Annotated in this window: 21 protein-coding genes; 13 read left to right on the top strand and 8 right to left on the bottom strand. The window is 67.9% G+C overall.

Annotated features, from left to right (window positions below):
* Nucleotide 1 precedes the first annotated feature (1 nt).
* From ITJ67_RS13665 to ITJ67_RS13640, 6 genes are all read left to right on the top strand, one after another.
* Nucleotides 2–1,795 (top strand): ABC transporter ATP-binding protein, encoded by a 1,794-nt coding sequence (locus ITJ67_RS13665; RefSeq protein WP_160072346.1) that lies wholly within the window; start codon nt 2–4, stop codon nt 1,793–1,795.
* Between the two features lie 106 nt (nt 1,796–1,901).
* Nucleotides 1,902–3,818: a translational GTPase TypA gene (typA, locus tag ITJ67_RS13660; RefSeq protein WP_160072344.1), complete on the top strand. Its 1,917-nt coding sequence runs from the start codon at nt 1,902–1,904 to the stop codon at nt 3,816–3,818.
* Nucleotides 3,819–3,863: 45 nt separating this feature from the next.
* A complete protein-coding gene (locus ITJ67_RS13655) occupies nt 3,864–4,316 on the top strand; it encodes a hypothetical protein (RefSeq protein WP_160072342.1) in 453 nt (150 codons plus the stop codon).
* 14 nt (nt 4,317–4,330) lie between these two features.
* Nucleotides 4,331–4,657 (top strand): ferredoxin, encoded by a 327-nt coding sequence (fdxA, locus tag ITJ67_RS13650; RefSeq protein WP_104241603.1) that lies wholly within the window; start codon nt 4,331–4,333, stop codon nt 4,655–4,657.
* Nucleotides 4,654–5,784 (top strand): succinyldiaminopimelate transaminase, encoded by a 1,131-nt coding sequence (gene dapC, locus ITJ67_RS13645; RefSeq protein ID WP_323741465.1) that lies wholly within the window; start codon nt 4,654–4,656, stop codon nt 5,782–5,784. Before fdxA ends, dapC begins: the two co-directional genes overlap by 4 nt.
* Before the next feature lie 130 nt (nt 5,785–5,914).
* Entirely contained in the window at nt 5,915–7,249 is a 1,335-nt protein-coding gene (locus ITJ67_RS13640; protein WP_160072338.1) for a citrate synthase, read from the top strand.
* Between the two features lie 192 nt (nt 7,250–7,441).
* Here ITJ67_RS13640 and dapD read toward each other — a convergent pair whose 3' ends face one another.
* Nucleotides 7,442–8,425, bottom strand: coding sequence for a 2,3,4,5-tetrahydropyridine-2,6-dicarboxylate N-succinyltransferase (dapD, locus tag ITJ67_RS13635; protein WP_104331550.1), 984 nt, complete (start codon nt 8,423–8,425; stop codon nt 7,442–7,444).
* Nucleotides 8,426–8,500: 75 nt separating this feature from the next.
* Between dapD and dapE the strand changes: the two genes are divergently transcribed.
* From dapE to ITJ67_RS13620, 3 genes are all read left to right on the top strand, one after another.
* Nucleotides 8,501–9,631 carry a succinyl-diaminopimelate desuccinylase gene (gene dapE / locus ITJ67_RS13630; protein ID WP_194678008.1) on the top strand — a complete coding sequence of 377 codons (1,131 nt, stop codon included), beginning with the start codon at nt 8,501–8,503 and terminating at the stop codon, nt 9,629–9,631.
* Nucleotides 9,613–10,875: a hypothetical protein gene (locus ITJ67_RS13625; RefSeq protein WP_160072334.1), complete on the top strand. Its 1,263-nt coding sequence runs from the start codon at nt 9,613–9,615 to the stop codon at nt 10,873–10,875. Before dapE ends, ITJ67_RS13625 begins: the two co-directional genes overlap by 19 nt.
* Before the next feature lie 133 nt (nt 10,876–11,008).
* Nucleotides 11,009–11,734, top strand: coding sequence for a hypothetical protein (locus ITJ67_RS13620; RefSeq protein WP_194678007.1), 726 nt, complete (start codon nt 11,009–11,011; stop codon nt 11,732–11,734).
* 84 nt (nt 11,735–11,818) lie between these two features.
* Here ITJ67_RS13620 and ITJ67_RS13615 read toward each other — a convergent pair whose 3' ends face one another.
* Entirely contained in the window at nt 11,819–12,415 is a 597-nt protein-coding gene (locus ITJ67_RS13615) for a superoxide dismutase (protein WP_104298556.1), read from the bottom strand.
* A gap of 217 nt (nt 12,416–12,632) precedes the next feature.
* Between ITJ67_RS13615 and ITJ67_RS13610 the strand changes: the two genes are divergently transcribed.
* Nucleotides 12,633–12,803 (top strand): DUF3117 domain-containing protein, encoded by a 171-nt coding sequence (locus ITJ67_RS13610; protein ID WP_082775374.1) that lies wholly within the window; start codon nt 12,633–12,635, stop codon nt 12,801–12,803.
* A gap of 86 nt (nt 12,804–12,889) precedes the next feature.
* Here the strand turns inward: ITJ67_RS13610 and ITJ67_RS13605 are convergent, their stop codons facing one another.
* Nucleotides 12,890–13,519 (bottom strand): O-methyltransferase, encoded by a 630-nt coding sequence (locus ITJ67_RS13605; protein ID WP_194678006.1) that lies wholly within the window; start codon nt 13,517–13,519, stop codon nt 12,890–12,892.
* Between the two features lie 135 nt (nt 13,520–13,654).
* On the opposite strand from ITJ67_RS13605, the gene ITJ67_RS13600 reads away from it, so the two are divergent.
* Complete coding sequence (locus ITJ67_RS13600) at nt 13,655–14,065, top strand: Sec-independent protein translocase TatB (protein ID WP_194678005.1); 411 nt, start codon at nt 13,655–13,657, stop codon at nt 14,063–14,065.
* 65 nt (nt 14,066–14,130) lie between these two features.
* Here the strand turns inward: ITJ67_RS13600 and ITJ67_RS13595 are convergent, their stop codons facing one another.
* The 3 genes from ITJ67_RS13595 to ITJ67_RS13585 are packed head-to-tail and all read right to left on the bottom strand — an operon-like array spanning nt 14,131 to nt 17,265.
* Nucleotides 14,131–15,255 (bottom strand): Mrp/NBP35 family ATP-binding protein, encoded by a 1,125-nt coding sequence (locus ITJ67_RS13595; RefSeq protein WP_416362330.1) that lies wholly within the window; start codon nt 15,253–15,255, stop codon nt 14,131–14,133.
* Between the two features lie 5 nt (nt 15,256–15,260).
* On the bottom strand, nt 15,261–15,938 hold the full coding sequence (locus ITJ67_RS13590) for a DUF1003 domain-containing protein (RefSeq protein WP_104331544.1): 678 nt from the start codon (nt 15,936–15,938) through the stop codon (nt 15,261–15,263).
* A complete protein-coding gene (locus tag ITJ67_RS13585) occupies nt 15,925–17,265 on the bottom strand; it encodes a magnesium transporter MgtE N-terminal domain-containing protein (RefSeq protein ID WP_104242117.1) in 1,341 nt (446 codons plus the stop codon). Before ITJ67_RS13585 ends, ITJ67_RS13590 begins: the two co-directional genes overlap by 14 nt.
* A 96-nt stretch (nt 17,266–17,361) precedes the next feature.
* Here ITJ67_RS13585 and ITJ67_RS13580 point away from each other — a divergent pair, with 96 nt between their 5' ends.
* The gene (locus tag ITJ67_RS13580; protein WP_160072328.1) at nt 17,362–18,135 is read left to right on the top strand and encodes a general stress protein; all 774 of its coding nucleotides are present in this window, start codon (nt 17,362–17,364) and stop codon (nt 18,133–18,135) included.
* 21 nt (nt 18,136–18,156) lie between these two features.
* Here ITJ67_RS13580 and ITJ67_RS13575 read toward each other — a convergent pair whose 3' ends face one another.
* Nucleotides 18,157–19,563: an aminopeptidase P family protein gene (locus ITJ67_RS13575; RefSeq protein WP_194678055.1), complete on the bottom strand. Its 1,407-nt coding sequence runs from the start codon at nt 19,561–19,563 to the stop codon at nt 18,157–18,159.
* A gap of 241 nt (nt 19,564–19,804) precedes the next feature.
* Nucleotides 19,805–20,860, bottom strand: coding sequence for an endonuclease/exonuclease/phosphatase family protein (locus ITJ67_RS13570; RefSeq protein WP_194678003.1), 1,056 nt, complete (start codon nt 20,858–20,860; stop codon nt 19,805–19,807).
* An 86-nt stretch (nt 20,861–20,946) separates the two neighbouring features.
* On the opposite strand from ITJ67_RS13570, the gene ITJ67_RS13565 reads away from it, so the two are divergent.
* On the top strand, nt 20,947–21,822 hold the full coding sequence (locus tag ITJ67_RS13565; protein WP_194678002.1) for a PHP domain-containing protein: 876 nt from the start codon (nt 20,947–20,949) through the stop codon (nt 21,820–21,822).
* Nucleotides 21,823–21,903: the final 81 nt, after the last annotated feature.

Genomic DNA, 21,903 nt, shown 5'->3' with positions numbered 1-21,903 from the left:
CATGAGCTCGACTTCACGCAAAGACGACACGACGCCGATCCTCGAGGTCCAGGATCTGAGTGTCGAGTTCTGGGTCGGTGGCGACTGGGTCACCGCCGCGAAGGACATCAACTACGTGGTCCGGCCGGGCGAGGTGCTCGCCATCGTCGGCGAGTCGGGTTCCGGCAAGTCCGTGTCGTCCATGACGCTCCTCGACCTCCTCCCGAAGAACGGGCGCACCTCGGGCAGCGCGAAGCTCAACGGCACCGAGCTCATCGGGGCGCCGCAGTCGACGCTGCGCCGCGCTCGAGGCAACGACATCGCGGTGATCTTCCAGGAGCCCATGACGGCGCTCAACCCGGTGCTGACCATCGGGTTCCAGATCTCCGAGGCGCTGCGCATCCACAACCCCACGATGACGCCGAACGCCGCCCGAGAGCGTGCGCTCGAGCTCCTTCGTCTCGTCGAGATGCCCAACCCGTCGAAGGCGTTCGACTCGTACCCGCACCAGCTCTCCGGCGGACAGCGACAGCGCGCCATGATCGCGCAATCGCTCAGCTGCGACCCGGACCTCCTCATCGCCGATGAGCCGACGACGGCCCTCGACGTGACGATCCAGGCCGAGATCCTCGAGCTCATGCGCTCGCTGCACGAGCGTCTCAACTCGGCGATCGTGATCATCACGCATGACATGGGCGTCGTCGCCGATATCGCTGACAACGTCATCGTGATGAAGGGCGGCGAGATCGTCGAGCGCGGCACCGTGCGGGAGATCTTCAAGAACCCGCAGCACGCCTACACCAAGACGCTGCTCGACGCGGTTCCGCACCTGGGGACCGGAGAGGCGAGCGGACTGGATGCGCGCGAGTTCACGGGTGAGCCGGCGCTCGTCGTGCAGAACGCCGACATCGAGTACCCGAAGCAGGGCCGCGTCCCCGCCTTCAAGGCTGTCGAGGACGCGACCTTCGAGATCTACCCAGGCGAGATCGTGAGCGTCGTCGGAGAATCGGGATCGGGGAAGACCACGGTCGCTCGCGCTGTCGTCGGACTGCTGCCGGTCGCCGCCGGCTCGATGAAGCTCAACGGCGTCGAGCTGAACGGGGTCTCGAGGCACGACCTCGCGAAGGTGCGCCGCGATATCGGCATCGTCTTCCAGGACCCGGGCTCGTCGCTCAACCCGAGGTGGCCAGTCGGGCAGTCGATCGCCGAGCCGCTCATCCTCGAGAAGAAGCTGACGAAGGCGGAGATCGAGGCCCGAGTCGGCGAGCTGCTCGACCAGGTCGAGCTTCCCCGCTCGTTCCGCAACCGCTACCCGAACGAGCTGTCCGGCGGACAGCGTCAGCGCATCGGCATCGCCCGCGCCCTGGCGCTCGAACCGAAGCTCCTCGTCGCCGACGAGCCCACTTCCGCCTTGGACGTGTCGGTGCAGAAGCGCGTGCTCGAGCTGCTCGTGGAGATCCAGCAGCGGCTGCAGTTCGCCGTCTTGTTCGTGACGCACGACCTGGCCGTCGTCGACCAGCTGGCGAACCGGGTCATCGTCATGAACCACGGCAAGATCGTGGAGCAGGGGCCGACGGACCAGATCCTCCGTGCGCCGCAGGACCCGTACACGCAGCGCCTCGTCGCCGCCGTGCCGGTGCCGGACCCCGACGAGCAGGCGATCCGCCGAGCCGAGCGGGCCGCACTCAAGCGCGCAACCGAGGGTGCGGTCACGTCCGAGGTCCTCGGCGACGACATCGTGGCCTCCGATGCTCCTTCGGCACAGCAGGAGGACATCCTGCGGGCCGAGGCGGAGGAGCGCGAATCCGGCCAGTGACTCGGTAGAAACTTCGACCAGCGTGGGGCCATCTCACGCTGGTCGGGAGGCGTGTCCTCCGTGACGTAGGATGAACTGCCCTTTTCTCAAATGAAAGCACCCCTGAATGACTGCTGTGCCTGTCGCCCACCGTTCTGAACTCCGTAACGTCGCCATCGTGGCGCACGTCGACCACGGCAAGACGACCCTCGTCGACGCCATGCTGAAGCAGACGGGCTCGTTTGGCGAGCACGACAGCAACTCGACCGAAGCCCGAGTCATGGACTCGAACGACCTCGAGCGTGAAAAGGGCATCACCATCCTCGCCAAGAACACGGCGATCTCCTACAAGGGGAAGCACGCCACGGATGGGCCGATCACGATCAACGTGATCGACACCCCCGGCCACGCCGACTTCGGCGGCGAGGTCGAGCGCGGCCTGTCCATGGTCGACGGTGTCGTCCTGCTCGTCGACGCCTCCGAGGGCCCCCTCCCGCAGACTCGCTTCGTGCTCCGCAAGGCGCTCGCCGCGAACCTCCCGGTCATCCTCTGCGTCAACAAGACCGACCGTCCGGACGCGCGCATCGACGAGGTCGTCGCCGAGAGCCAGGACCTGCTCCTCGGTCTCGCCTCCGACATGGCCGACGAGGCGCCCGATCTCGACATCGACGCGCTCCTCGACCTGCCCGTCCTCTACGCCTCGGGCCGCGCTGGTGCCGCTTCGCACAACCAGCCCGCCGACGGAGAGCTGCCGGACAACGACGACCTCGAGCCGCTCTTCGAGACGATCCTCAAGCACATCCAGCCGCCGGCCTTCGACCCAGAGGCGCCGTTGCAGGCGCACGTGACGAACCTGGACAGCTCCCCGTTCCTCGGTCGTCTCGCGCTGCTGCGCGTCTTCAACGGCACGCTCAAGAAGGGCCAGAACGTGGCCTGGGTGAAGAACGACGGCTCGGTGCACAACGTGCGCATCACGGAGCTGCTCGAGACGAAGGCGCTCGACCGCGTCCCCACCGACTCCGCTGGCCCAGGTGACATCGTCGCCGTCGCCGGCATCCCCGAGATCATGATCGGCGAGACGATCGCCGACCCCGAGGACATCCGTCCGCTTCCCGGCATCACGGTCGACGAGCCAGCCATCTCGATGACGATCGGCACGAACACCTCGCCCATCATGGGCAAGGTCAAGGGCCACAAGCTCACCTCGCGCATGGTCAAGGACCGCCTCGACCGCGAGCTCATCGGCAACGTCTCGATCCGCGTTCTCGACATCGGACGCCCGGACGCCTGGGAAGTCCAGGGTCGTGGCGAGCTCGCGCTCTCCGTCCTCATCGAGAACATGCGCCGCGAGGGCTTCGAGCTCACCGCCGGCAAGCCGCAGGTGGTCACGAAGATCGTCGACGGCAAGACGCACGAGCCGTACGAGCACCTCACGATCGACTCGCCGGAAGAGCACCTCGGTGCCATCACGCAGCTTCTCGCCGCGCGCAAGGGCCGCATGGAGTCGATGTCGAACCACGGCACGGGCTGGGTCCGCATGGAGTTCATCATCCCGTCGCGAGGCCTCATCGGCTTCCGCAGCGAGTTCATGACGAGCACGCGTGGAACCGGTATCGCGAACGCGATCTCGCACGGCTACGAGCCGTGGGCCGGCCAGATCACGACCCGCATCTCGGGTTCGATCGTCGCCGACCGCGCCGGAGTCGCGACGCCGTTCGCGATGCAGGCACTGCAGGAGCGCATGTCGTTCTTCGTGCAGCCGACCGAAGAGGTCTACGAGGGCATGGTCATCGGCGAGAACTCGCGCGCCGACGACATGGACGTCAACGTGACGAAGGAGAAGAAGCTCACGAACATGCGTTCCGCCAACGCGGACACGTTCGAGTCGATGACGCCTTCTCGTCAGCTCACGCTCGAGGAGTGCCTCGAGTTCGCCCGCGAGGACGAGTGCGTCGAGGTCACGCCCGAGAAGATCCGCATCCGCAAGCTGCTCCTCGACGGCAACGCGCGTGCGCGTGCCACGTCGCGCGCCAAGAAGCAGTAGTTGCGCGTGCGCCTTCGCACGGCAACACGTGAACAGTAAGGTCGTATGACGGAAGTCATCGAACAGCCTGCCGCAGAGCAGCGAACCGGGGAACGCATCCTCGGGGCGCTGCTCTACGCGCTTTTCGGCCTCATCGTCGGCACCGTGACGACGTTCCTCCACCGTGGCCGCGTCGAGCTCTTCGAGACGACGCTCTGGGTGGGCATCGTGCTCGGCCTCGCCTGCATCCTGTGCCTCGGCATCGGGCTGCGCCTGTACCTCGTCGACCGGTGGATGAGCACCGGGTTCGCTGTGGGGGTCATCGTCGCGGTCGTCGGCCTCGGCGTCTGGAATCCCGGCTCGAGCGTCGTCGTCGTCGGTGACGTGGTCGGCCTCGCGTGGCTCGCCCTGGCGTCCCTCATCGCGGCGGGCTGCGCGTTCTGGCCCGCCCTGCCCAGCCGCCGATCGCGAACGGCGACCGGCGGCGGCGAGTACGATGAGAGATCGCAACCGAGCTAGGAGGAGTCACCTCAGTGACCTACGTCATCGCCCTTCCCTGTGTCGACGTGAAAGACCGGGCCTGCATCGATGAGTGCCCCGTCGACTGCATCTACGAGGGCGATCGGATGCTCTACATCCACCCCGACGAATGCGTCGACTGCGGTGCCTGCGAACCTGTCTGCCCCGTCGAGGCCATCTACTACGAGGATGACCTGCCCGAGGAGTGGAGCGAGTACTACACCGCGAACGTCGACTTCTTCTCCGAGATCGGCTCGCCAGGGGGAGCGGCGAAGGTCGGCGTGATCCACCACGACCACCCGGTCATCGCGGCGCTCGAACCGCAGGGAGAGGGCGCGTGACGCTGGGCGAGCTCCCCGACTACCCCTGGGATCAGCTGACGCCGTACATCGACCAGGCGAACGCGCACCCGGACGGCGCCCTCGACCTCTCGATCGGCTCTCCCGTCGACCCGACGCCGGAGGTCGTCCGCGCGGCGCTGCGGGAGCACGCCGACGCGCACTCCTACCCGACCACGATCGGCACACCGGAGGCCAGGGACGCCGTCGTCGCCTGGTTCGCGCGGTGCCGTGGTGTGAGCGGCCTGCTGCGCGCGAACGCGATGCTCACGGTCGGCTCGAAGGAGTTCGTCGCGACGACGGCCTTCTTCCTGCGACTCGGTGCGGGCGACACGGTCGTCTACCCTGCCCGGGCATACCCGACCTACGAGATCGGCGCGGTCTTCGCCGGAGCAGAGGGCTTCGCGGGCGACGACCCCGCGGCCTGGCCGGAATCGACGAAGCTCATCTGGCTCAACAGTCCAGGGAACCCCGACGGACGAGTGCTCGGCGTCGAGGAGCTGGCGGCCGCGGTCTCCCGTGCTCGCGAACTGGGCGCCGTCATCATCAACGACGAGTGCTACGCGGAACTCGGCTGGGGGGACTGGTCGGGGGAGCGCATCCCGAGCATCCTCGACGAGCGGGTCACGGGCGGCGACCTGAGCAACATCCTCGCGTGCTCGTCGCTCTCGAAGCGGTCGAATCTGGCGGGCTACCGGGCCGCCTACGTCGCGGGTGACCCGCAGCTCATCTCCCGGCTGCTCACTGCACGCAAGCACGCGGGGCTCATCGTCCCCGCTCCGGTGCAGGCGGCCGTCGTGGCTGCGCTTGGCGACGACGAGCATGCCGTCGAGCAGTACAACCGCTACCTCCGTCGCCGAGAGGTGCTCCTTCCCGCGCTCCAGGCCTGGGGACTGCGCATCGAGCACAGCGAGGCGGGCCTCTACCTGTGGGGCACCAAGGGCGACGACTCCTGGGTGACGATCGAAGAGCTCGCGCAGCTCGGCATCATCGCGGGTCCCGGGGTCTTCTACGGGGAAGCCGGCGGGCGGCACGTCCGAGTCTCCCTGACGGCCACGGATGCGCACATCGACGAGGCCGCGCGGCGGCTCCTCGCGGCAACTTCTGACCATTCCGCGCAAGCTCAGTAGGTATCGAACAGCACATCGCGACTTTCATTGTGGATTCGCATAGTCACCTGGTCGACCGATTAGGCTATGAGAACACTGCGCGTTCTGCGTGCTCGCCGGGGAGCATCCCCCACCCGCTCGAGGAGGATCTGTGACTGAACAGCACAAGCAGGCTGAGGCCCACCGGAATGAGGCGGACTCAGCCACCTTCAGGATCGGCGACAGGACAGCTGAGTTCCCGGTTCTGCGCGCCACCGAAGGCGCTGACGCGGTCGACATCTCGACGTTCATGAAGCAGACCGGGTACACCACGCTCGACCAGGGCTTCGTCAACACCTCGTCGACCAAGTCGGCGATCACGTACATCGATGGTGCCAACGGCATCCTCCGCTACCGCGGCTATCCGATCGAGGAGCTCGCCTCCAAGTCGAGCTTCCTCGAGGTCGCGTACCTGCTGCTCTACGGCCAGCTGCCGACCGAGTCGGAGTACGAGAACTTCACCGACCGCATCCGGCACCACACGCTCCTGCACGAGGACCTCAAGCGCTTCTTCACGGCACTGCCGCCGCACGCGCACCCGATGTCCGTGCTGTCGAGCGCGGTCAACGCGCTCTCGACGTACTACGAGGATTCCCTCGACGTCCACAACCCTGAGATGGTCGAGCAGTCGACCATCCGCCTCCTCGCGAAGATCCCGGTCATCGCCGCCTATGCGCACAAGAAGAGCATCGGTCAGGCGTTCCTGTACCCGGACAACTCGCTCGACTTCGTCGACAACTTCCTCAAGCTCAACTTCGGCAACCTCGCGGAGCCCTACGAGGTCAACCCCGTGCTCTCGAAGGCGCTCGAGCGCCTGCTGATCCTGCACGCCGACCACGAGCAGAACGCGTCGACCTCGACGGTGCGCCTCGTCGGCTCGACCGAGGCGAACATGTACTCCTCGATCTCCGCCGGCATCAGCGCCCTCAACGGCCCGCTGCACGGTGGCGCCAACGAGGCCGTCCTCAAGATGCTTGCGCAGATCCAGGAATCCGGCGAGGGCGTCGACCGCTTCGTCGAGCGAGTCAAGAACAAGGAAGACGGCGTGCGTCTCATGGGCTTCGGCCACCGGGTGTACAAGAGCTACGACCCCCGTGCGAAGCTCGTCAAGGAGTCCGCGGACGAGGTGCTCGCCGCGCTCGGCGTCAACGACCCGCTTCTGGAGCTCGCGACGCAGCTCGAGCAGGTCGCCTTGAGCGACGACTACTTCAAAGAGCGAAGCCTGTACCCGAACGTCGACTTCTACACGGGTCTCATCTACAAGGCGATGGGCTTCCCGACGCGCATGTTCACGGTGCTGTTCGCCATCGGACGCCTCCCAGGCTGGCTCGCGCACTGGCGTGAGGCGAACGCGGACGCCAAGACCAAGATCGGGCGCCCGCAGCAGCTCTACACGGGTGAGGCCGAGCGCCACTACCCGGAGAACCGCGGCTTCCAGCTGCTCTGACGTCAGACCCGCGCAGGCGACGCGTGCCGCCGCAGCCTGGAATCACCTGTGAGGGGTTCCGCTGCGACGGCACGCGTTCTACGCTGATCGAACAAGACACTCCCCGCTCGAGCCGCACGACAGGTGGCCAGCGGGGAGTGTTGTTCTGTCTCCAGGGTGCTGACTGGAGCCTCAGTTCGGAGTTGCTCCGGGTCAGGCGTGCAGGGCGTCGTTGAGCTGGATGCCAGCCCCGGTCCGTGCGAGGGCCTCGACCGCGCCGTTGAGCGAGTTCCGGCGGAACAGCAGGTTCGGGACACCGGAGAGTGCCGACGCCTTGACCGACTGCGGCTCGCCGATCTGGCCATCAGGGTCGCTCTGGCCGATGAGCGAGACCTTGGTTCCGGCGGTCACGTACAGGCCGGCCTCCACGATCGAGTCGTCGCCCAGCGAGATGCCGATGCCGGAGTTCGCGCCGAGCAGGGCGCGCTCGCCGATGCGGATGCGCTCCTTGCCGCCGCCGGAGAGCGTGCCCATGATGGATGCCCCGCCGCCGATGTCGCTGCCGGCTCCGAGGATCACGCCCTGCGAGACGCGCCCTTCCACCATCGAGCGGCCGAGGGTGCCGGCGTTGAAGTTCACGAAGCCCTCGTGCATGACAACCGTGCCTGGTGCGAGGTGCGCGCCGAGGCGGACCCGTCCGCCGTCGGCGATGCGCACATCCGCCGGCATCACGTAGTCGAGGAGGCGCGGGAACTTGTCGATCGCGTAGACCTGGATGCCCTCACGCTGGAGGATCGCGCGCGACGAGGCGGCCAGGTCGGGTCGCATGGGGCCGACGTTGGTCCAGGCGTTGGTCGGCAGGTGGCCGAAGATGCCATCGAGGTTGATGCTGTTCGGCTCGACGATGAGGTGGCTCAGGAGGTGCAGGCGGAGGTAGGCGTCGACGACGCTCTCGACGGGCTCATCGAGCCGCACCGTCACGGTGACCGGGCTGACCTGCACCTGGCGACGCTCGTCGTCGTAGGAGAGTGCCGCGAAGCTCGCAGGAGAGATGTGCGGGTCGCGGCCCTCGGGCAGCGGGCCGAGTGCGGGGGTCGGGAACCAGGCATCGAGCACCTGTCCGTCGTTCGTGATCGTGGCGAGGCCGTCGCCCCAGGCTGTCCGCTGGTCGTGGGAGGTGGGTGCATCGTTGGTCATGCGCTCCAGGCTACCCAGCGAAGGGCCCGCGCGGGCACCACGCTGTGCTCTTGCCGAGCACTTAGGCTTGAACCCATGTCTTCCTTCGCGAGTGGCGACGCCCTCGACCTGACGCGACCCTCGACCGAGCTCACGCGCCTGCTGTGTGACATTCCGTCCGTCTCCGGCGACGAGGCGACGATCGCCGATGCCATCGAGGCCGCGCTGGCGCCGTTCGCGCATCTCGAGGTGCAGCGGCTCGGCAACACCATCGTCGCGCGCACCTCGCTCGGGCGGGCCCAGCGCGTCGCGATCGCGGGGCACATCGACACCGTGCCGATCAACGAGAACCTCCCGACGCGCCTCGAGGTCCTCTCGCCCGAGCAGGCCGCGGCAGATGTGCCGGATACGCCGGCGGGGGAGTACCTCTGGGGGCGCGGCACGGTCGACATGAAGGCCGGCGTCGCCGTGCAGCTGAGGCTCGCAGCCGAGCTCGTGGAGCCCGCCGTCGACGTGACATGGATCTGGTACGACAACGAGGAGGTCGCGTCCGAGCTGAACGGGCTGGGGCTGCTCGCGGCTGCCCGGCCGGAGCTCCTGGCCGCCGACTTCGCGATCCTGGGCGAACCCACGAAGGGCGAGGTCGAAGGCGGCTGCAACGGCACCATCCGCGTCGACATCCGGACCAGGGGGAAGCGGGCCCACTCGGCACGCGCGTGGGTGGGGGAGAACGCCATCCACAAGGCGGCACCGATCCTCGAGCGGCTTGCGGAGTTCGAGCCGGCGACGGTGCCCGTCGAGGGCCTCGAGTACCGGGAAGGGCTCAACGCCGTCCGCATCTCGGGCGGGGTCGCCGGCAACGTGATCCCCGACGAGTGCGTCGTCCACGTCAACTACCGTTTCGCCCCCGACAAGACGCTCGATGAAGCCGAGGCGAAGCTGATGGCATGGTTCGGCGACTTCGAGCTCGACTTCGTCGACCGCTCTCCCGCCGCGAGGCCGGGTCTCGACGCCCCTCTGGCGCGCGGATTCCTGGAGGCTGTCGGCGCCGAGGCGAAGCCCAAGTACGGGTGGACGGACGTGGCCAGGTTCTCGGCGCTCGGCATCCCGGCCGTGAACTACGGTCCGGGCGACCCGCTCAAGGCGCACGCCGACGACGAACGGGTGCTGCTCTCCGAGATCACGCGTGTCGAGGAGGGGCTGCGGACGTGGCTGACCTCACGCTAGCGAGAACGGGCCGCGAGGAGTTCACGATCGCCGCGGACACCAGGCCGACGTACTTCTCGTACTACTGGAGTCGTCTCCCGGCGCTGGCGCAGGTCGCCATCATCTTCTTCGGAACACGGGTCGTGACGACCGTGTTCCTGCTGGCGTTCGCGTCCCAGCAGCAGGAGACCTGGCAGTCGCCGGCGAAGCCCGACCTGTGGACCTTCTCGAACCTGTGGGACTCGGCCTGGTTCGAGCGCATCGCGACCGGTGGGCCGTTCGGCTACTCGAGCGAGCTGCCTCGGAACGATGAGGGTCAGGTCACCGAGAACGCGTGGGCCTTCATGCCGCTCTACCCGGTCCTCGTCCGTGGCCTCATGGTGGCGACGACGCTGCCGTGGGAAGTGGCTTCCGTGCTCGTCGCGACGGCGTTCGGGTTCGCTGCGGCCTGGGTCTTCAACCGCACCCTCGCGCTCGTCGTCGACAAGAGCACGACGGCGTTCGCGACGCTGCTCTTCTGCATCGCACCGACGAGCCCGCTGCTCCAGCTCGGCTACGCGGAGAGCGCGCAGAGCTTCTTCGTCGCGCTGCTGCTGTACCTGCTCATCAAGCGACAGTGGCTTGTCATGCTTCCCGTCATCGTGCTCGCCTCGTTCACGCGTCCCACAGGGCTCGCGTGGGCCATGACGCTCGGGCTCTACTTCCTCGCACGCTGGTGGATGCACGCGAAGGGACGCGAGGCGTTCCCACGGCCTGAGGTCATCAAGGTCATGGCCGCCGGGCTGCTCTCTGCGGTCGCAGGCTTCGGCTGGCTGCTCATCGCGTGGGCCGTGACCGGGGTCCCATCCGCCTACATCGACACGGAGCTCGCCTGGCGCATCCACTACACGGGGCCCATCGAGCTGGAGCCGTTCACGGGGTGGTTCCACGGCTCGACGTTCTGGTTCGGCCAGCCGATCGGGGCGATCATCGTGGTGCTGTTCGTCATCGTCGTGGTCGGCGCCATCGCGCTGCCGATCATGCGCAGGCTCGGCATCGAGATCCGCATCTGGCTCTTCAGCTACTTCACGTACCTCTTCGCCGTGTTCTTCCCGCAGTCGAGCACGTTCCGGCTGCTCATGCCGATGTTCCCGATCCTCGGTGCCGTCGCGATCCCCAAGTCCCCGCTCTACCGGGTGAGCGTCGTCGTGCTCATGCTCGTCGGGCAGCTCCTGTGGCTCTACTTCTGCTGGTACACCGTGGAGGGTGACTGGACCCCCGCTTAGCCCGGTCCGAACCGTCACCGTTCCGTGTCCGGAGCGTTACCGCCTCGGCCTCGCAAAACCCAGGTCAGGCCCTACATTGAGTGCAGACGCCGGTACAGGCGCGTCTGCTTTGCGAGGACGTGGGGAGATCAGGATGGAACTACTCGGGGTTGGGCGGATCACCGTGCTGGCGACGGTCGGGATACTGGCGCTCTCTGGCTGCCAGGGCACAGAAGGGGGTGCCGCTCCGGCGGTCACGTCGTCAGCCACCGTTCTCGCCTCGACGGCGCCCGAGGCCACTGCGAGCGCGACCGCAGCGGCGATGCCCGAGGAGACGGAGCAGCCCGCGGCGGCCTGGAGCATCTCCTCGATCGGCGCGGCTGAGGAGTGCGGGCTCTTCACCGACGCCATGCTGGGTGAGCTGAACGCTCCGCGGCTCGTGCCTTTCGAGCAGGCTTTCTCGCTCGAGCAGCACCCCGATCTTGCACAGCTCTCAGCTGCTGCTCCCGAGCTCTGCAACTGGGTTCCGTCGAGGGCTGGAGACGTCGAAGGAACCGGTGGCGGCGGGCCAGATGGCAAGTGGCGCTCGACGTTCCTGCACATCGCGACGCTCCAGGGCAGCGAGGCGGTCGACACCGCGACGATGTTCGACGAGTTCGAGAGCTTCACGGAGGGGATCTCGGTCGGCACGAACCCCTACGCGACGCAGGGGCTCGGCGACGGCACCGTCTACCTCCTCGAGAACAAGACCCACGGCGAGACCGTGCCCGCGGACATCTGCCACTACGTCGAGGGGCAGACCGTCGTCACGATCGTGCGCGAGACGGACGGGCAGTGTGTCGCCGCGCTCGAGCAGGTGCTCACCATCGCGAAGAGCTGACCCTTCGGCCCCGAGCAAGACGGCGATCGCCGCATCCGTCACTGGATGCGGCGATCGCCGTCTGCGGTGAGTGCTGGGTTCGCGTCAGCCGCGCGCCGCGTCGAGGCGCTGGCCCACGTTCTCCCAGTTGACGATGTTCCAGAAGGCCTTGATGTAGTCGGCCCGGACGTTCTGGTAGTCGAGGTAGTAGGCGTGCTCCCATACGTCGAGCTGCAGCAGGGGAGTGACGCCGAAGGGGATGTTGCCCTGCTGGTCGAAGAGCTGGAACGTGGTGAGGTTGCCACCCGTCTGGTCGTAGCCGAGCACGGCCCAGCCGGAGCCCTGCACGCCGAGCGCCACAGCGGTGAACTGCGCCTGGAACTTCTCGAGACCGCCGAACTGCTCGTCGATAGCATCCTTGATGCCACCAGCAGGCTCTCCGCCTTCCGGCGAGAGGTTGGTCCAGAAGACGCTGTGGTTGACGTGCCCGCCAAGGTTGAAGGCGAGGTCCTTCTCGAGCTTGTTGATGTTCGCGAGGTTGCCGCTGTCGCGTGCCTCCGCGATCTGCTCGAGTGCCGTGTTGGCACCCTTCACGTAGGTCGCGTGGTGCTTGTCGTGATGCAGCTCCATGATGCGTGCCGAGATGTGGGGCTCGAGTGCCGCGTAGTCGTAGGGGAGGTCGGGAAGCGTGTATTCAGCCACGTGAGGTCCTTTCGATCATCTGGCCAGGGCAGAAGGCGCCATCGACGCCAACGAAATTCGACGCTACACCTCGGTTCTGGCCGTTCCCCTCGCCGTTTCCTCGCAAGTCGGACCGAATTCGATCCACGAGTTTTCGCATTCCGGAGGGCCGAATGCACACTCGGTCCGCGAATTTGGGATACTAGGGAGACACTGCACAAATCTTGGAGGCGCAATTATGGCCGCGATGAAACCGCGTACTGGTGACGGACCTATGGAAGCCATCCGCGAAACACGGCTGATCATCGTTCGTGTACCCCTAGAGGGTGGCGGGCGCCTCGTGGTGTCCGTCAACGACGACGAGGCCCGCGAGCTTCGCGACGCGCTGAGCGCAGTCGTCGGCGAATAGCCGATTCGCACGGAGAGAAGGGCGTCGACCACCACGGTCGGCGCCTTTCTTCTGTGTTCCTCGTTTCTGCGTTCAGTGCGCTGCGCTCAGCGCAGCTTCGTGAGCTGGAGGATGCCGCCGTCGAGCGGCAGCAGGGCCAGGCGCAGGTCTTCTTGGAGATCGAACTCGGAGTAGAGGGCGCGCAGGCCGCTGGTCAGCGCGTCGCGTCGAGCGGGTGAGGCGACCTTGCCGCCGTTGAGCGCGCCGAGTGCGACGATCGTGCCGCCGGGGCGGATGAGGCGCAGACCATGCTGCAGATGTGCGCCGATGTGCGCGATGTCGCCTCCGATGACGACGAGGTCGTAGCCGCCCTCGGTCATCCGAGGCAGCACGTCCTGCGGGTGACCCGTGATGAAGCGGAGGCTCGCACCGCGCGCGCCGGCGGAGATCAGCAGACGCCGCGCGTGCCCGAGATACTCGGGCTCTGCGTCGATGCAGGTGATCGTCGATTTCGGCGCCCCACGCCAGACGGCGTGCGTGAGCACTCCCGCGCCGGTCCCGATCTCGATGATCGTGGATGCTCCTGTCGCAGCCGCGAGGAACGTCAGGTGAGCCGCGGTTGCGGCAGAGGGGAGCGGCAGTCCCAGCTCGAGCGTCAGCTGACGAGCATCCCGGACGAGGGCGTCGTCCACGATTCGCTCGTTGATGTAGCGCGAGCTGAGCTCCAGTTCAGACATTCCTCAAGACTAGCGGCGGGCGAGGTCCCGGAGTCCGATTCCCGCATCCGGGTTCTGGCCTCTCGGGGTGAGCCGTCGGCGCATCCCAGACCCTATGATGGGACGGTGTTTGGGCTGACGTTTGAGAAGTTGCTGTTGATCGGCATTATCGCGGCCTTCATCATCGGTCCCGACAAGCTCCCGAAAGCTGCCGAGCGTCTCGCTGATGCGGTCAAGTGGCTTCGTGGCGCGTCCACGAACGCGAAGTCGCGCATGAAAGAGGAGATGGGCGACGATTTCGCCGATGTCGACTGGCGGAAGCTCGATCCTCGCCAGTACGACCCTCGCCGCATCATCCGTGATGCCCTCCTCGCCGAGGACGAGCCGGCAGCGCCGCAGCCGGCCCCCGTGAATGCCGCTTCTGCGACTGCGAGCGCCGCGACTCTCGCGGCCGGGGCAGCAGCAGCTGCCGCGCCCGGGAGCGCCTCGCGGCCGAGCTGGGCTTCGAGCGCGCTGCCATCCGCATCGATCGTCGGCCCAGTGCCGTTCGACGCCGAGGCCACCTGATCCGAGTCTGATCCGAGTCGTCGGCGCACCCGTCACTCGACCCAGACACGAGCGAGCCCGGGAGCCTAGACGAGCGAGACCGGAAGCCTTCGACCGCTGAGGCCGCGAGGCTGAGCGAGCAGGGCATCCGCTGCACGCTGGAGGGCCTCGCCCGCAGGCTCCGCGGGCTTCGTCCGCAGCAGGGGAGTGCCGGCGTCTCCGGACTCGCGGAGCGTCTGGCTCACTGGCACCTCGGCGAGCAGGGCAACGGCGTCACCCTCCGCGCTGAGGCGCTCCGCGACAGCCAACCCTCCGCCCTCGCCGAAGAGCGGGACCCGGCCCCCGTCCGTCGACGCGAACGGCGACATCGTCTCGATGACACCGACGACTCTCTGACCGGTCTTCCTGGCCAGTGCCCCTGAGCGCCAGGCGACGTCGGCGGCAGCCGCCTGCGGAGTCGTGACGACGACGACCTCGGCGTTCGGGAGAAGCTGGCCGAGCGAGATCGCGATGTCGCCGGTGCCAGGTGGCAGGTCGAGCAGCAGCACGTCGAGATCCCCGAAGTAGACGTCGGTGAGGAACTGCTCGATCGTGCGATGCAGCATTGGGCCGCGCCACGCGACGACCTGAGCGTCGTCGCCCAGGAACATGCCGATGGAGATGAGCTTCACGCCGTGCGACTCAGGGGGCACGATCATGTCCCCTATGCGAGTTGGGGCAACATCGTGGTCCAGCCCGAAGAGACCGGGGATGGAGTAGCCGTGGACATCGGCGTCGATGAGGCCGACGCTGAGGCCACGACGCGCGAAGGCCGCGGCGAGGTTCGCGGTGACCGTGGACTTTCCGACGCCGCCCTTGCCGCTCGTGACGGCGATGACGCGGGTCAGCGAATCACGGCCAAAGGGATGCACGCGGCCGGCGCGGGAGCCCCGCAGGCGCTCCGTGAGGGCCGTCCGCTGCTCGCGCGTCATGACCCCGATCTCGAGGTCGTATTCGGCGACGTCGATGACAGACTCGATCGCCGAGCGCACCTCCCGCTCGATCTGACGCGCTGCCGGGCAACCGACGATGGTGAGCCGCAGCTCGACCTCGAAGGACCCGTCGCGGCGCTCGTCGACGCGTTCGATCATCCCGAGCTCCGTCAGCGGTCGGCGAAGCTCGGGGTCGCTGACGAGAGCGAGCGCGCTCCAGATGCTGTCGGCGGTCGTCACGTCGCTCACACCGACTCTTCTGCCGACTTGGCTGCGCGCTTCCTGTCTCGGATCGCCTCGGCGCGGCGCCTCGCCGAGTCGCTCACCCGCTGCTGCTCGCGCGAGATGGTCTCTGAGCCGTCTTCGTCTGGGTCATCGAGGTCCTCGATGTCCTCGAGGAGGGCCCGCAGCTCGGCGCGGATGAAGTCCTTCGAAGCGAGGTCCTTCGTGAGCACTCGGAGCGCCACGATCTCGCGCGCGAGGTACTCGAGGTCGGCGGAGTTGCGCTCCGCTCGCTGCCGGTCCTGGGCGATCTGCACCCGGTCGCGGTCGTCCTGCCGGTTCTGCGCGAGCAGCAGCATGGGCGCCGCGTAGGAGGCCTGCAGCGACAGCATGAGGGTCAAGGCGATGAAGCCGAGGTCAGCGGAGTCGAAGCGCAGCTCGATGGGAGCCATCGAGTTCCACACCACCCAGAACACGACGAAGAGCGAGAGACCGACGAGGAAGGCCGGCGTGCCCATGGCACGCGCGAACGCCTCCATTCCCCGGCCGAATGCGTCGCTCCGGTCGTGGTCGCGGTTCTCCGAGTCATCCCCGCGCGAATCGCGCGGGTCGCGGGAGTCACGCCGCGGCTTCGGCCGTGGGCGTCGGAGATGGAGGCCCTTCACCTTGGGGCGCTCGAGATCGTCTTCACGACGTGCCATGAGTCCTCCGGGCGGCTGGAGAGTTGGCAGGGGCGGTGACGACACGCTTGGTGCCGACGCGCTGCGAGACGCGACTGGGGACGACCTCGCCCTCGGCGTCGACCTGACGCCAGTCCTCCGGCAGGAGGTGGTCGAGAACATCGTCGATGGTCACGACGCCGACGAGGCGGTGCGCGTCGTCGATGACGGGAAGCGCGACGAGGTCGTAGCTCGCGAGGACGCGCGCCACCTCGGCATCGCGCATCGTCGTGGGCGCAGGCTCCATCTCGCGGTCCAGGATCGTGTCGAGTCGTTCGTGCGGGGGATATCTGAGGAGCCGCTGGAAGTGCACGAGGCCCAGGTAGCGGCCCGTGGGCGGCTCGTAGGGGGAGAGGGTCACGAAGACGCTCGTCGCGAGTGCCGCGGGGAGGTCCTTGCGGCGGATGAGCACAAGCGCTTCGGCGACCGTCGCGTCACCGGGCAGGATCACCGGGTCCGTGGTCATCAGCCCGCCGGCGGTGTCCGGAGCGAACTCGAGGAGCATGCGAACCTCTTCGGCCTCCTCCGGGTCCATGCGCTGCAGGAGCGCCTCGCTCTTCACGGCGTCGAGCTTCGCCACGAGGTCGGCGGCGTCGTCGGGCTGCATGCGGTCCAGCACGTCGGCCGCGTGCTCCTCGTCGAGCCACTCGATGATCGTGACCTGGTCGGACTCGCGCATCTCTTCGAGCACGTCCGCCAGCCGCTCGTCCGGCAGCATGCTGACGACCTCCTTGAGGCGTGCATCCGGCAGGTCGAGGAGCGCCGTGGCGAAGTCGCTCGGCTTCATGTCCGAGTGCGCGGTCAGGAACTGCGTCGCCGCCTGCTGCTCGCCGATGGTGAGCTCAGGAGTGACCTCTCCCCATGGCGCGAAACGGGTCGGCCCCGTCCCGAACAGCTGCTTGCTCTTGCGGGGCAGGCGCACGAAGAGCTGGCCGACGCTCCAGTTCCCCTGCGCGTCCTCCTCGATCTGCACGTCCTCGATGGTCCCGGATGCGGTGCCGTCGTTGAACGTCACAGCTCGGTCGGCGAGGTCCGCGAGGACACGCACCTCCTGCCCGTGCTGCACGAAGGGGCGCGAGTCGATCTCGCCGCTCACGACGATCTGACCGGACCCGATCGACTCGACCTGCCGGATGGGGATGAAGATCAGGCGCTTGCTCTTCGTCTCGACGACGAGCCCGTTGACGCGCGGCGAGTGTGCCGCGCGGTACTCGACGATGACATCGCGGACCTTGCCGATCCGGTCGCCGTCTTCGTCGAAGACGGGGCACGCGGAAAGACGCGCTGTAAAGACCTTGGAGACGCTCACGGGCCAATGGTAGTCGCCGCGGGCGACTCGCCAGCCAACAGCGAACATGTGACCAGTCCGCCGCCATTCCAAGGCACGTGCTGAGAGAATGGCGGCATGACAACCCCAGGCACGACGACACGTGGCGCCCGCAGCCGGTTCCCCAAGGTTCCCGAGGGAGACGTGATCGCCAGCCTCGACAGCTACGAGGCTGCTCGCGCCGTCGTGGACGGTCTCGCGAAGCAGGACTTCCCGGTCTCCACCGTCTCCATCCTGGGCAGCCACCTGCGCACCGTCGAACGCGTCACGGGCCGCATGTCGTTCGGCAAGGCCGCGCTCGGCGCCGTGGGCACGGGCGTGATGCTCGGCCTCTTCGTCGGGCTCCTCGTCCTCATCATCACGCCTGGAGTCGGCTTCGAGACGCTCATCGCGATCCTCCCGGTCGCGATCGGCTTCTCCGTGATCTGGAGCGTCATCGGCTACGCGCTGAACCCGCAGCGCAGGCAGTTCACGTCGGTCATGCAGGTCGTCGCGACGCACTTCGACGTCGTCGTTCCCCGTGAGCACGCCGCGAAGGCGCGTGGCCTCGTTGGAACGCCGCAGGGGGCAGTCAGTGCCACGCCGGCCCAGCACGTGCCCGGGGAGCCAGCCTCCGCTCCGCGTCCGACGGCGCTCGCCCCGGAGCCGCCGCAGCAGCCTTCGGCCGCCCCGCACGCTCCGGGTGCGGAGCCGGCACCAGCCGGGCAGGCTGCGCCGACTCCCGAGTCGCAGGAGCCTGCGGCCCCCCGTCGGACCTACTCGGAGGCGCAGGCGGAGATGCGTCGCCTCGAGCGCGAGCAGCGAGCCAAGCAGGCCGCGGAAGACCGCTCCGGGCCGAGCGCGCAGTCCTGACCCGGGCGGCCCGCACCTGAGCTAGTCGGAGATGCGACTCGCGAGCCAGGCCTCGACTTCTTCGACGGTGCGCGGGATGCCCCGTGAGAGGTTCTCCGCTCCGTCGGCGGTCACGAGGATGTCGTCCTCGATGCGAACGCCGATGCCCCGCAGCTGCTCCGGCACGGTCAGATCATCGGGCTGCAGGTAGAGTCCCGGCTCGATCGTGAAGACCATGCCGGCCTCGAGCACGCCGTCCAGGTAGAGCTCGCGACGCGCCTTCGCGCAGTCGTGCACGTCGATGCCGAGGTGGTGGCTCGTGCCGTGCACCATGTAGCGGCGGTAGAGCTGCTCGGCGGGGTCGGTGCCCTCGACGCCAAGAGGCATCCCGAGCTCCTGCGTCCGCGCCGCGATGACCTCCATCGCCGTGTCGTGGATGGTGCGGAAGGTGATGCCTGGGCGGACGATCGCCAGCGCGGCGTCAGCGGCTTCGAGCACGATCTCGTAGACCAGGCGCTGCTCTTCGGAGAAGCGGCCCGTGACGGGGAGGGTGCGGGTGATGTCCGCGGTGAAGAGCGAGTCGACCTCGACTCCCGCATCCACCAGGATCAGCTCGCCCGCGTTCACAGCTCCTGAGTTCTTGGTCCAGTGCAGGATGCACGCGTGGCTGCCAGAGGCGGCGATCGTGTCGTAGCCCACGTCGTTGCCCTCGAGGCGGGCTCTCGCCTGGAACACCCCTTCGACGATGCGCTCACCACGCGGGTGCTGAGCTGCCCTCGCCAGGGAGCCGACGATGTCGTCGAAGCCAGCCGCGGTCGCGGCGACGGCCTCGCGCATCTGAGCGACCTCGTAGGCGTCCTTGACGAGCCGGAGCTCGCTGAGGTCCTGGGCGAGGAGCGCGTCCTCTGCGAGCAGGGCGTCGAACTCGGCGTCAGGCAGCGACATGGTGCGCCGAGCCTCGTCGACGCGCCCCGTCAGGTCCGGGTCCGCCTCTCGAAGCACCAGGGTGCGGGCGTTCGTCACGAGACCGAGCTCGGAGAACTCGCTCAGATCGCGGGCGGCGACGTCGAGGTCGGCTGCGGTCTGCGCGATCGACGGGCGCGGCCCGATCCAGAACTCGCCGATCTCGGAGTTCGCGTAGAACTCATCGCTGTCTCGACCAGCACGTTCCCGGAAGTAGACCGTCGCCTCGTGCCCGTCGTCGACCGGATCGAGGACCAGGACGGCCCCGGGCTCGGCGTCGGAACCCCATCCGGTCAGCTGCGAGAAGGCCGAGTGAGCGCGGAACCGGTAGTCGGTGTCATTCGAGCGCTGCTTGAGGCTTCCGGCCGGCACGACGAGTCGCGCCCCGCGGTGCCTGGCCGAGATCGCCTCGCGGTGGCCAGCAGCGGTCGGGACGGAGACCCGAGCCTCGGGGAGGGGCTCGTCTCGATCTGCCCAGCCGCGCATGATCTGCGCCCGGAAGGCATCGCTCTTCGGAGTCGTGCTGCGGTTCTCGTTCTCGCTCGCTGGCGCTTCGCCGGGCTTGACGCCTCCTGCGGTCTCGGCAGCCTCATCGGTCGCTGGAGCGACGGCGGGGGCGGCTGTGGCGGACAGGGTGCTGGCGCGGTCGGAAGTAGTCACCCCCACATTCTCGCGCGGAAAACTGGGTGGCGCGGTCAGCAGGACCGAACCACGCGAGCGGACAGGCTCAGCCCGAGGAGGACGGTGTCAGCTGCGCGAAGACGGGACGGTGGTCGCTGCCCGCCATGTCGCGGGAGAGCAGCACCTCGAAGCCCGTGACGCTCCACTCGCTGGTCGCCATGACGCGGTCGATGTTCGCGCCCAGCAGCGGCGGGACGCCTGCCGTCCACGTGCCGACGGACCCATTGCCTGTCGCGAGCGCTGCGTCAGCGCAGGCACCGAGCTGGCTCGAATCGTCGACCCCGAGGCCGGAGAGGTGATCAAGGGTCGAGTTGAAGTCGCCCGCCATGATCGTGTTGCTCGAGCACTGTTGGGCGAGCCACTCGAGGTCGGCGTTCCACGCGCTCATGTTGCCTGGAGTCGGGGAGACCGGATGCGCCGCGATGATCGTCGGCCCGTCACCATCCACGGGCACCGCGATGACGGTCGGCAGCGTGCTCGTGTCGCCTCGATCGGTGACTACCTCGTAGTCGCCGAGGTCAGGGGAGATGAGCAGCGTCGTGGAGGTCGCCTTGTAGTCCTCGTCGACCGTGTGCGTGTGCACCCACATCGGGGAACCCGCCTCGGACATCTGTGCCGCGATCTCGACGCCGAGCTCCTCCGTCGTCTCAGGCAGCACCACGACATCGGCACCGACCTCGACGGCGAGCTCAGCGACCGAGGGAGAACCGGGCGCATCGCCGCGGGTGTTCCAGCTGAGGATGTTGATGCTCTCCGGCGAATCGCTCCCCGCGACGGGGGAGCCCAGACCCCGGTCGACAAGCACCGCCGCCGTGGACGCGACGAAGATGGCGATGACGAGGGTCGTCATCCCGAGCACCGCACGTGCCTTCCGGGAAGCCAGGACCGGAATGAGGAGCAGCAGCATGATCGCCGTCGCGCCGATCGCCACGGGAAGTCGGAACGAGATCGCCTGGGCCACGAGCGGTGCCCGCTGCAGGTCAAGCAACTGTGGCCAGCCGAGCACGACCGCCGCTGCGAGCGCGATGAGCCCGAGGACGAGCCCCGCCGCCCGGTAGCCGGCGATGGAGGATCTTCTGCGTGGAGGTGAGGTACTCGGCATGACCGCCCCAGCGTAGTCTCCGTCGAGCGGGGAGCCTGGGAGGCGCATGGCGATTGCCCATCCGGGCCCTGTGCTTTGATCGGAGCATGACCACCTTCGACAAGCCAGGCATCGACCTCCACACCCACTCGGTGGTCTCCGACGGGACCGAGGCACCAGGGGAGGTCATCCGGCAGGCGGCGAGAGCCGGCCTCGACGCCGTCGCGCTCACCGACCACGACACGACGGCAGGCTGGGCGCAGGCCCGAGCCGCCGCGGTCGACGTGGGCATCACCTTCATCCCGGGCATCGAGTTCTCCTCGCAGCTCAACCACGCGAGCGTGCATGTGCTCGGGTACCTCATCGACCCTGCAGACGAGGTCATGCTCGCCGAGATGCAGCAGGTTCGCGAGTCGCGTGTCTCGCGAGCGGAGCGCATGGTGCAGATGATCGGCGGTGACCACGACCTCACCTGGGACGACGTCCTCGCCGTCACGGAGCCGGGTGCGACGGTGGGCCGGCCGCACATCGCCGACGCGCTGGTGTCGAAGGGACTCGTCGAGAGCCGAGTCGCCGCCTTCGAGACGATCCTCCACTGGCGCGGCGGCTACTACGTGGCGCACTACGCCCCGAGCCCCTTCGACGCCGTCAAGCTCATCCGCCGAGCGGGTGGCGTCCCCGTCCTCGCGCATCCGGGTTCGAGGGGGAGGCGCGGCATGGACACGGAGACCCTCGAAGGCCTGATCGAGGCGGGCCTCGGCGGGCTCGAGGTCGGGCACCGCGAGAACGACGCAGCCAGCAGAGCGATGCTCCTCGAGGTCGCAGCGCAGCACGACCTGATCGTCACCGGCTCCAGCGACTACCACGGGACCGGGAAGCCCAACCAGCTCGGCGAGAACACGACCGAGCTCGGGCAGCTGCGGCGCATCATCGAACAGGCGACGGGAAGTGAACCCGTGCGCGGCGCTGGGCTGCGGCTGTAGCAGCCGCGTCACCTTCTGCTGACCGGCACGTCGACGGCCCTTCGCGTGAAATGGCAGACGGCGCCGAGCGGATGCTCGGCG

This window comes from Pseudoclavibacter sp. VKM Ac-2867 (genome assembly GCF_015351275.1).
GTDB lineage: Bacteria > Actinomycetota > Actinomycetes > Actinomycetales > Microbacteriaceae > Pseudoclavibacter.
The sequence above is the reverse complement of the archived record's forward strand: the minus strand, read 5'-3'. Positions and strand labels throughout refer to the sequence as shown.

What these genes read in the sequence shown, in the direction of transcription:
- ITJ67_RS13665 (WP_160072346.1), top strand. Translation starts at nt 2, where the DNA reads ATGAGCTCGACTTCACGCAAAGACGACACGACGCCGATCCTCGAGGTC.
- typA (WP_160072344.1), top strand. Translation starts at nt 1,902, where the DNA reads ATGACTGCTGTGCCTGTCGCCCACCGTTCTGAACTCCGTAACGTCGCC.
- ITJ67_RS13655 (WP_160072342.1), top strand. Translation starts at nt 3,864, where the DNA reads ATGACGGAAGTCATCGAACAGCCTGCCGCAGAGCAGCGAACCGGGGAA.
- dapD (WP_104331550.1), bottom strand. Translation starts at nt 8,425, where the DNA reads ATGACCAACGATGCACCCACCTCCCACGACCAGCGGACAGCCTGGGGC.
- dapE (WP_194678008.1), top strand. Translation starts at nt 8,501, where the DNA reads ATGTCTTCCTTCGCGAGTGGCGACGCCCTCGACCTGACGCGACCCTCG.
- ITJ67_RS13620 (WP_194678007.1), top strand. Translation starts at nt 11,009, where the DNA reads ATGGAACTACTCGGGGTTGGGCGGATCACCGTGCTGGCGACGGTCGGG.
- ITJ67_RS13610 (WP_082775374.1), top strand. Translation starts at nt 12,633, where the DNA reads ATGGCCGCGATGAAACCGCGTACTGGTGACGGACCTATGGAAGCCATC.
- ITJ67_RS13605 (WP_194678006.1), bottom strand. Translation starts at nt 13,519, where the DNA reads ATGTCTGAACTGGAGCTCAGCTCGCGCTACATCAACGAGCGAATCGTG.
- ITJ67_RS13590 (WP_104331544.1), bottom strand. Translation starts at nt 15,938, where the DNA reads ATGGCACGTCGTGAAGACGATCTCGAGCGCCCCAAGGTGAAGGGCCTC.
- ITJ67_RS13580 (WP_160072328.1), top strand. Translation starts at nt 17,362, where the DNA reads ATGACAACCCCAGGCACGACGACACGTGGCGCCCGCAGCCGGTTCCCC.
- ITJ67_RS13575 (WP_194678055.1), bottom strand. Translation starts at nt 19,563, where the DNA reads ATGCGCGGCTGGGCAGATCGAGACGAGCCCCTCCCCGAGGCTCGGGTC.
- ITJ67_RS13570 (WP_194678003.1), bottom strand. Translation starts at nt 20,860, where the DNA reads ATGCCGAGTACCTCACCTCCACGCAGAAGATCCTCCATCGCCGGCTAC.
- ITJ67_RS13565 (WP_194678002.1), top strand. Translation starts at nt 20,947, where the DNA reads ATGACCACCTTCGACAAGCCAGGCATCGACCTCCACACCCACTCGGTG.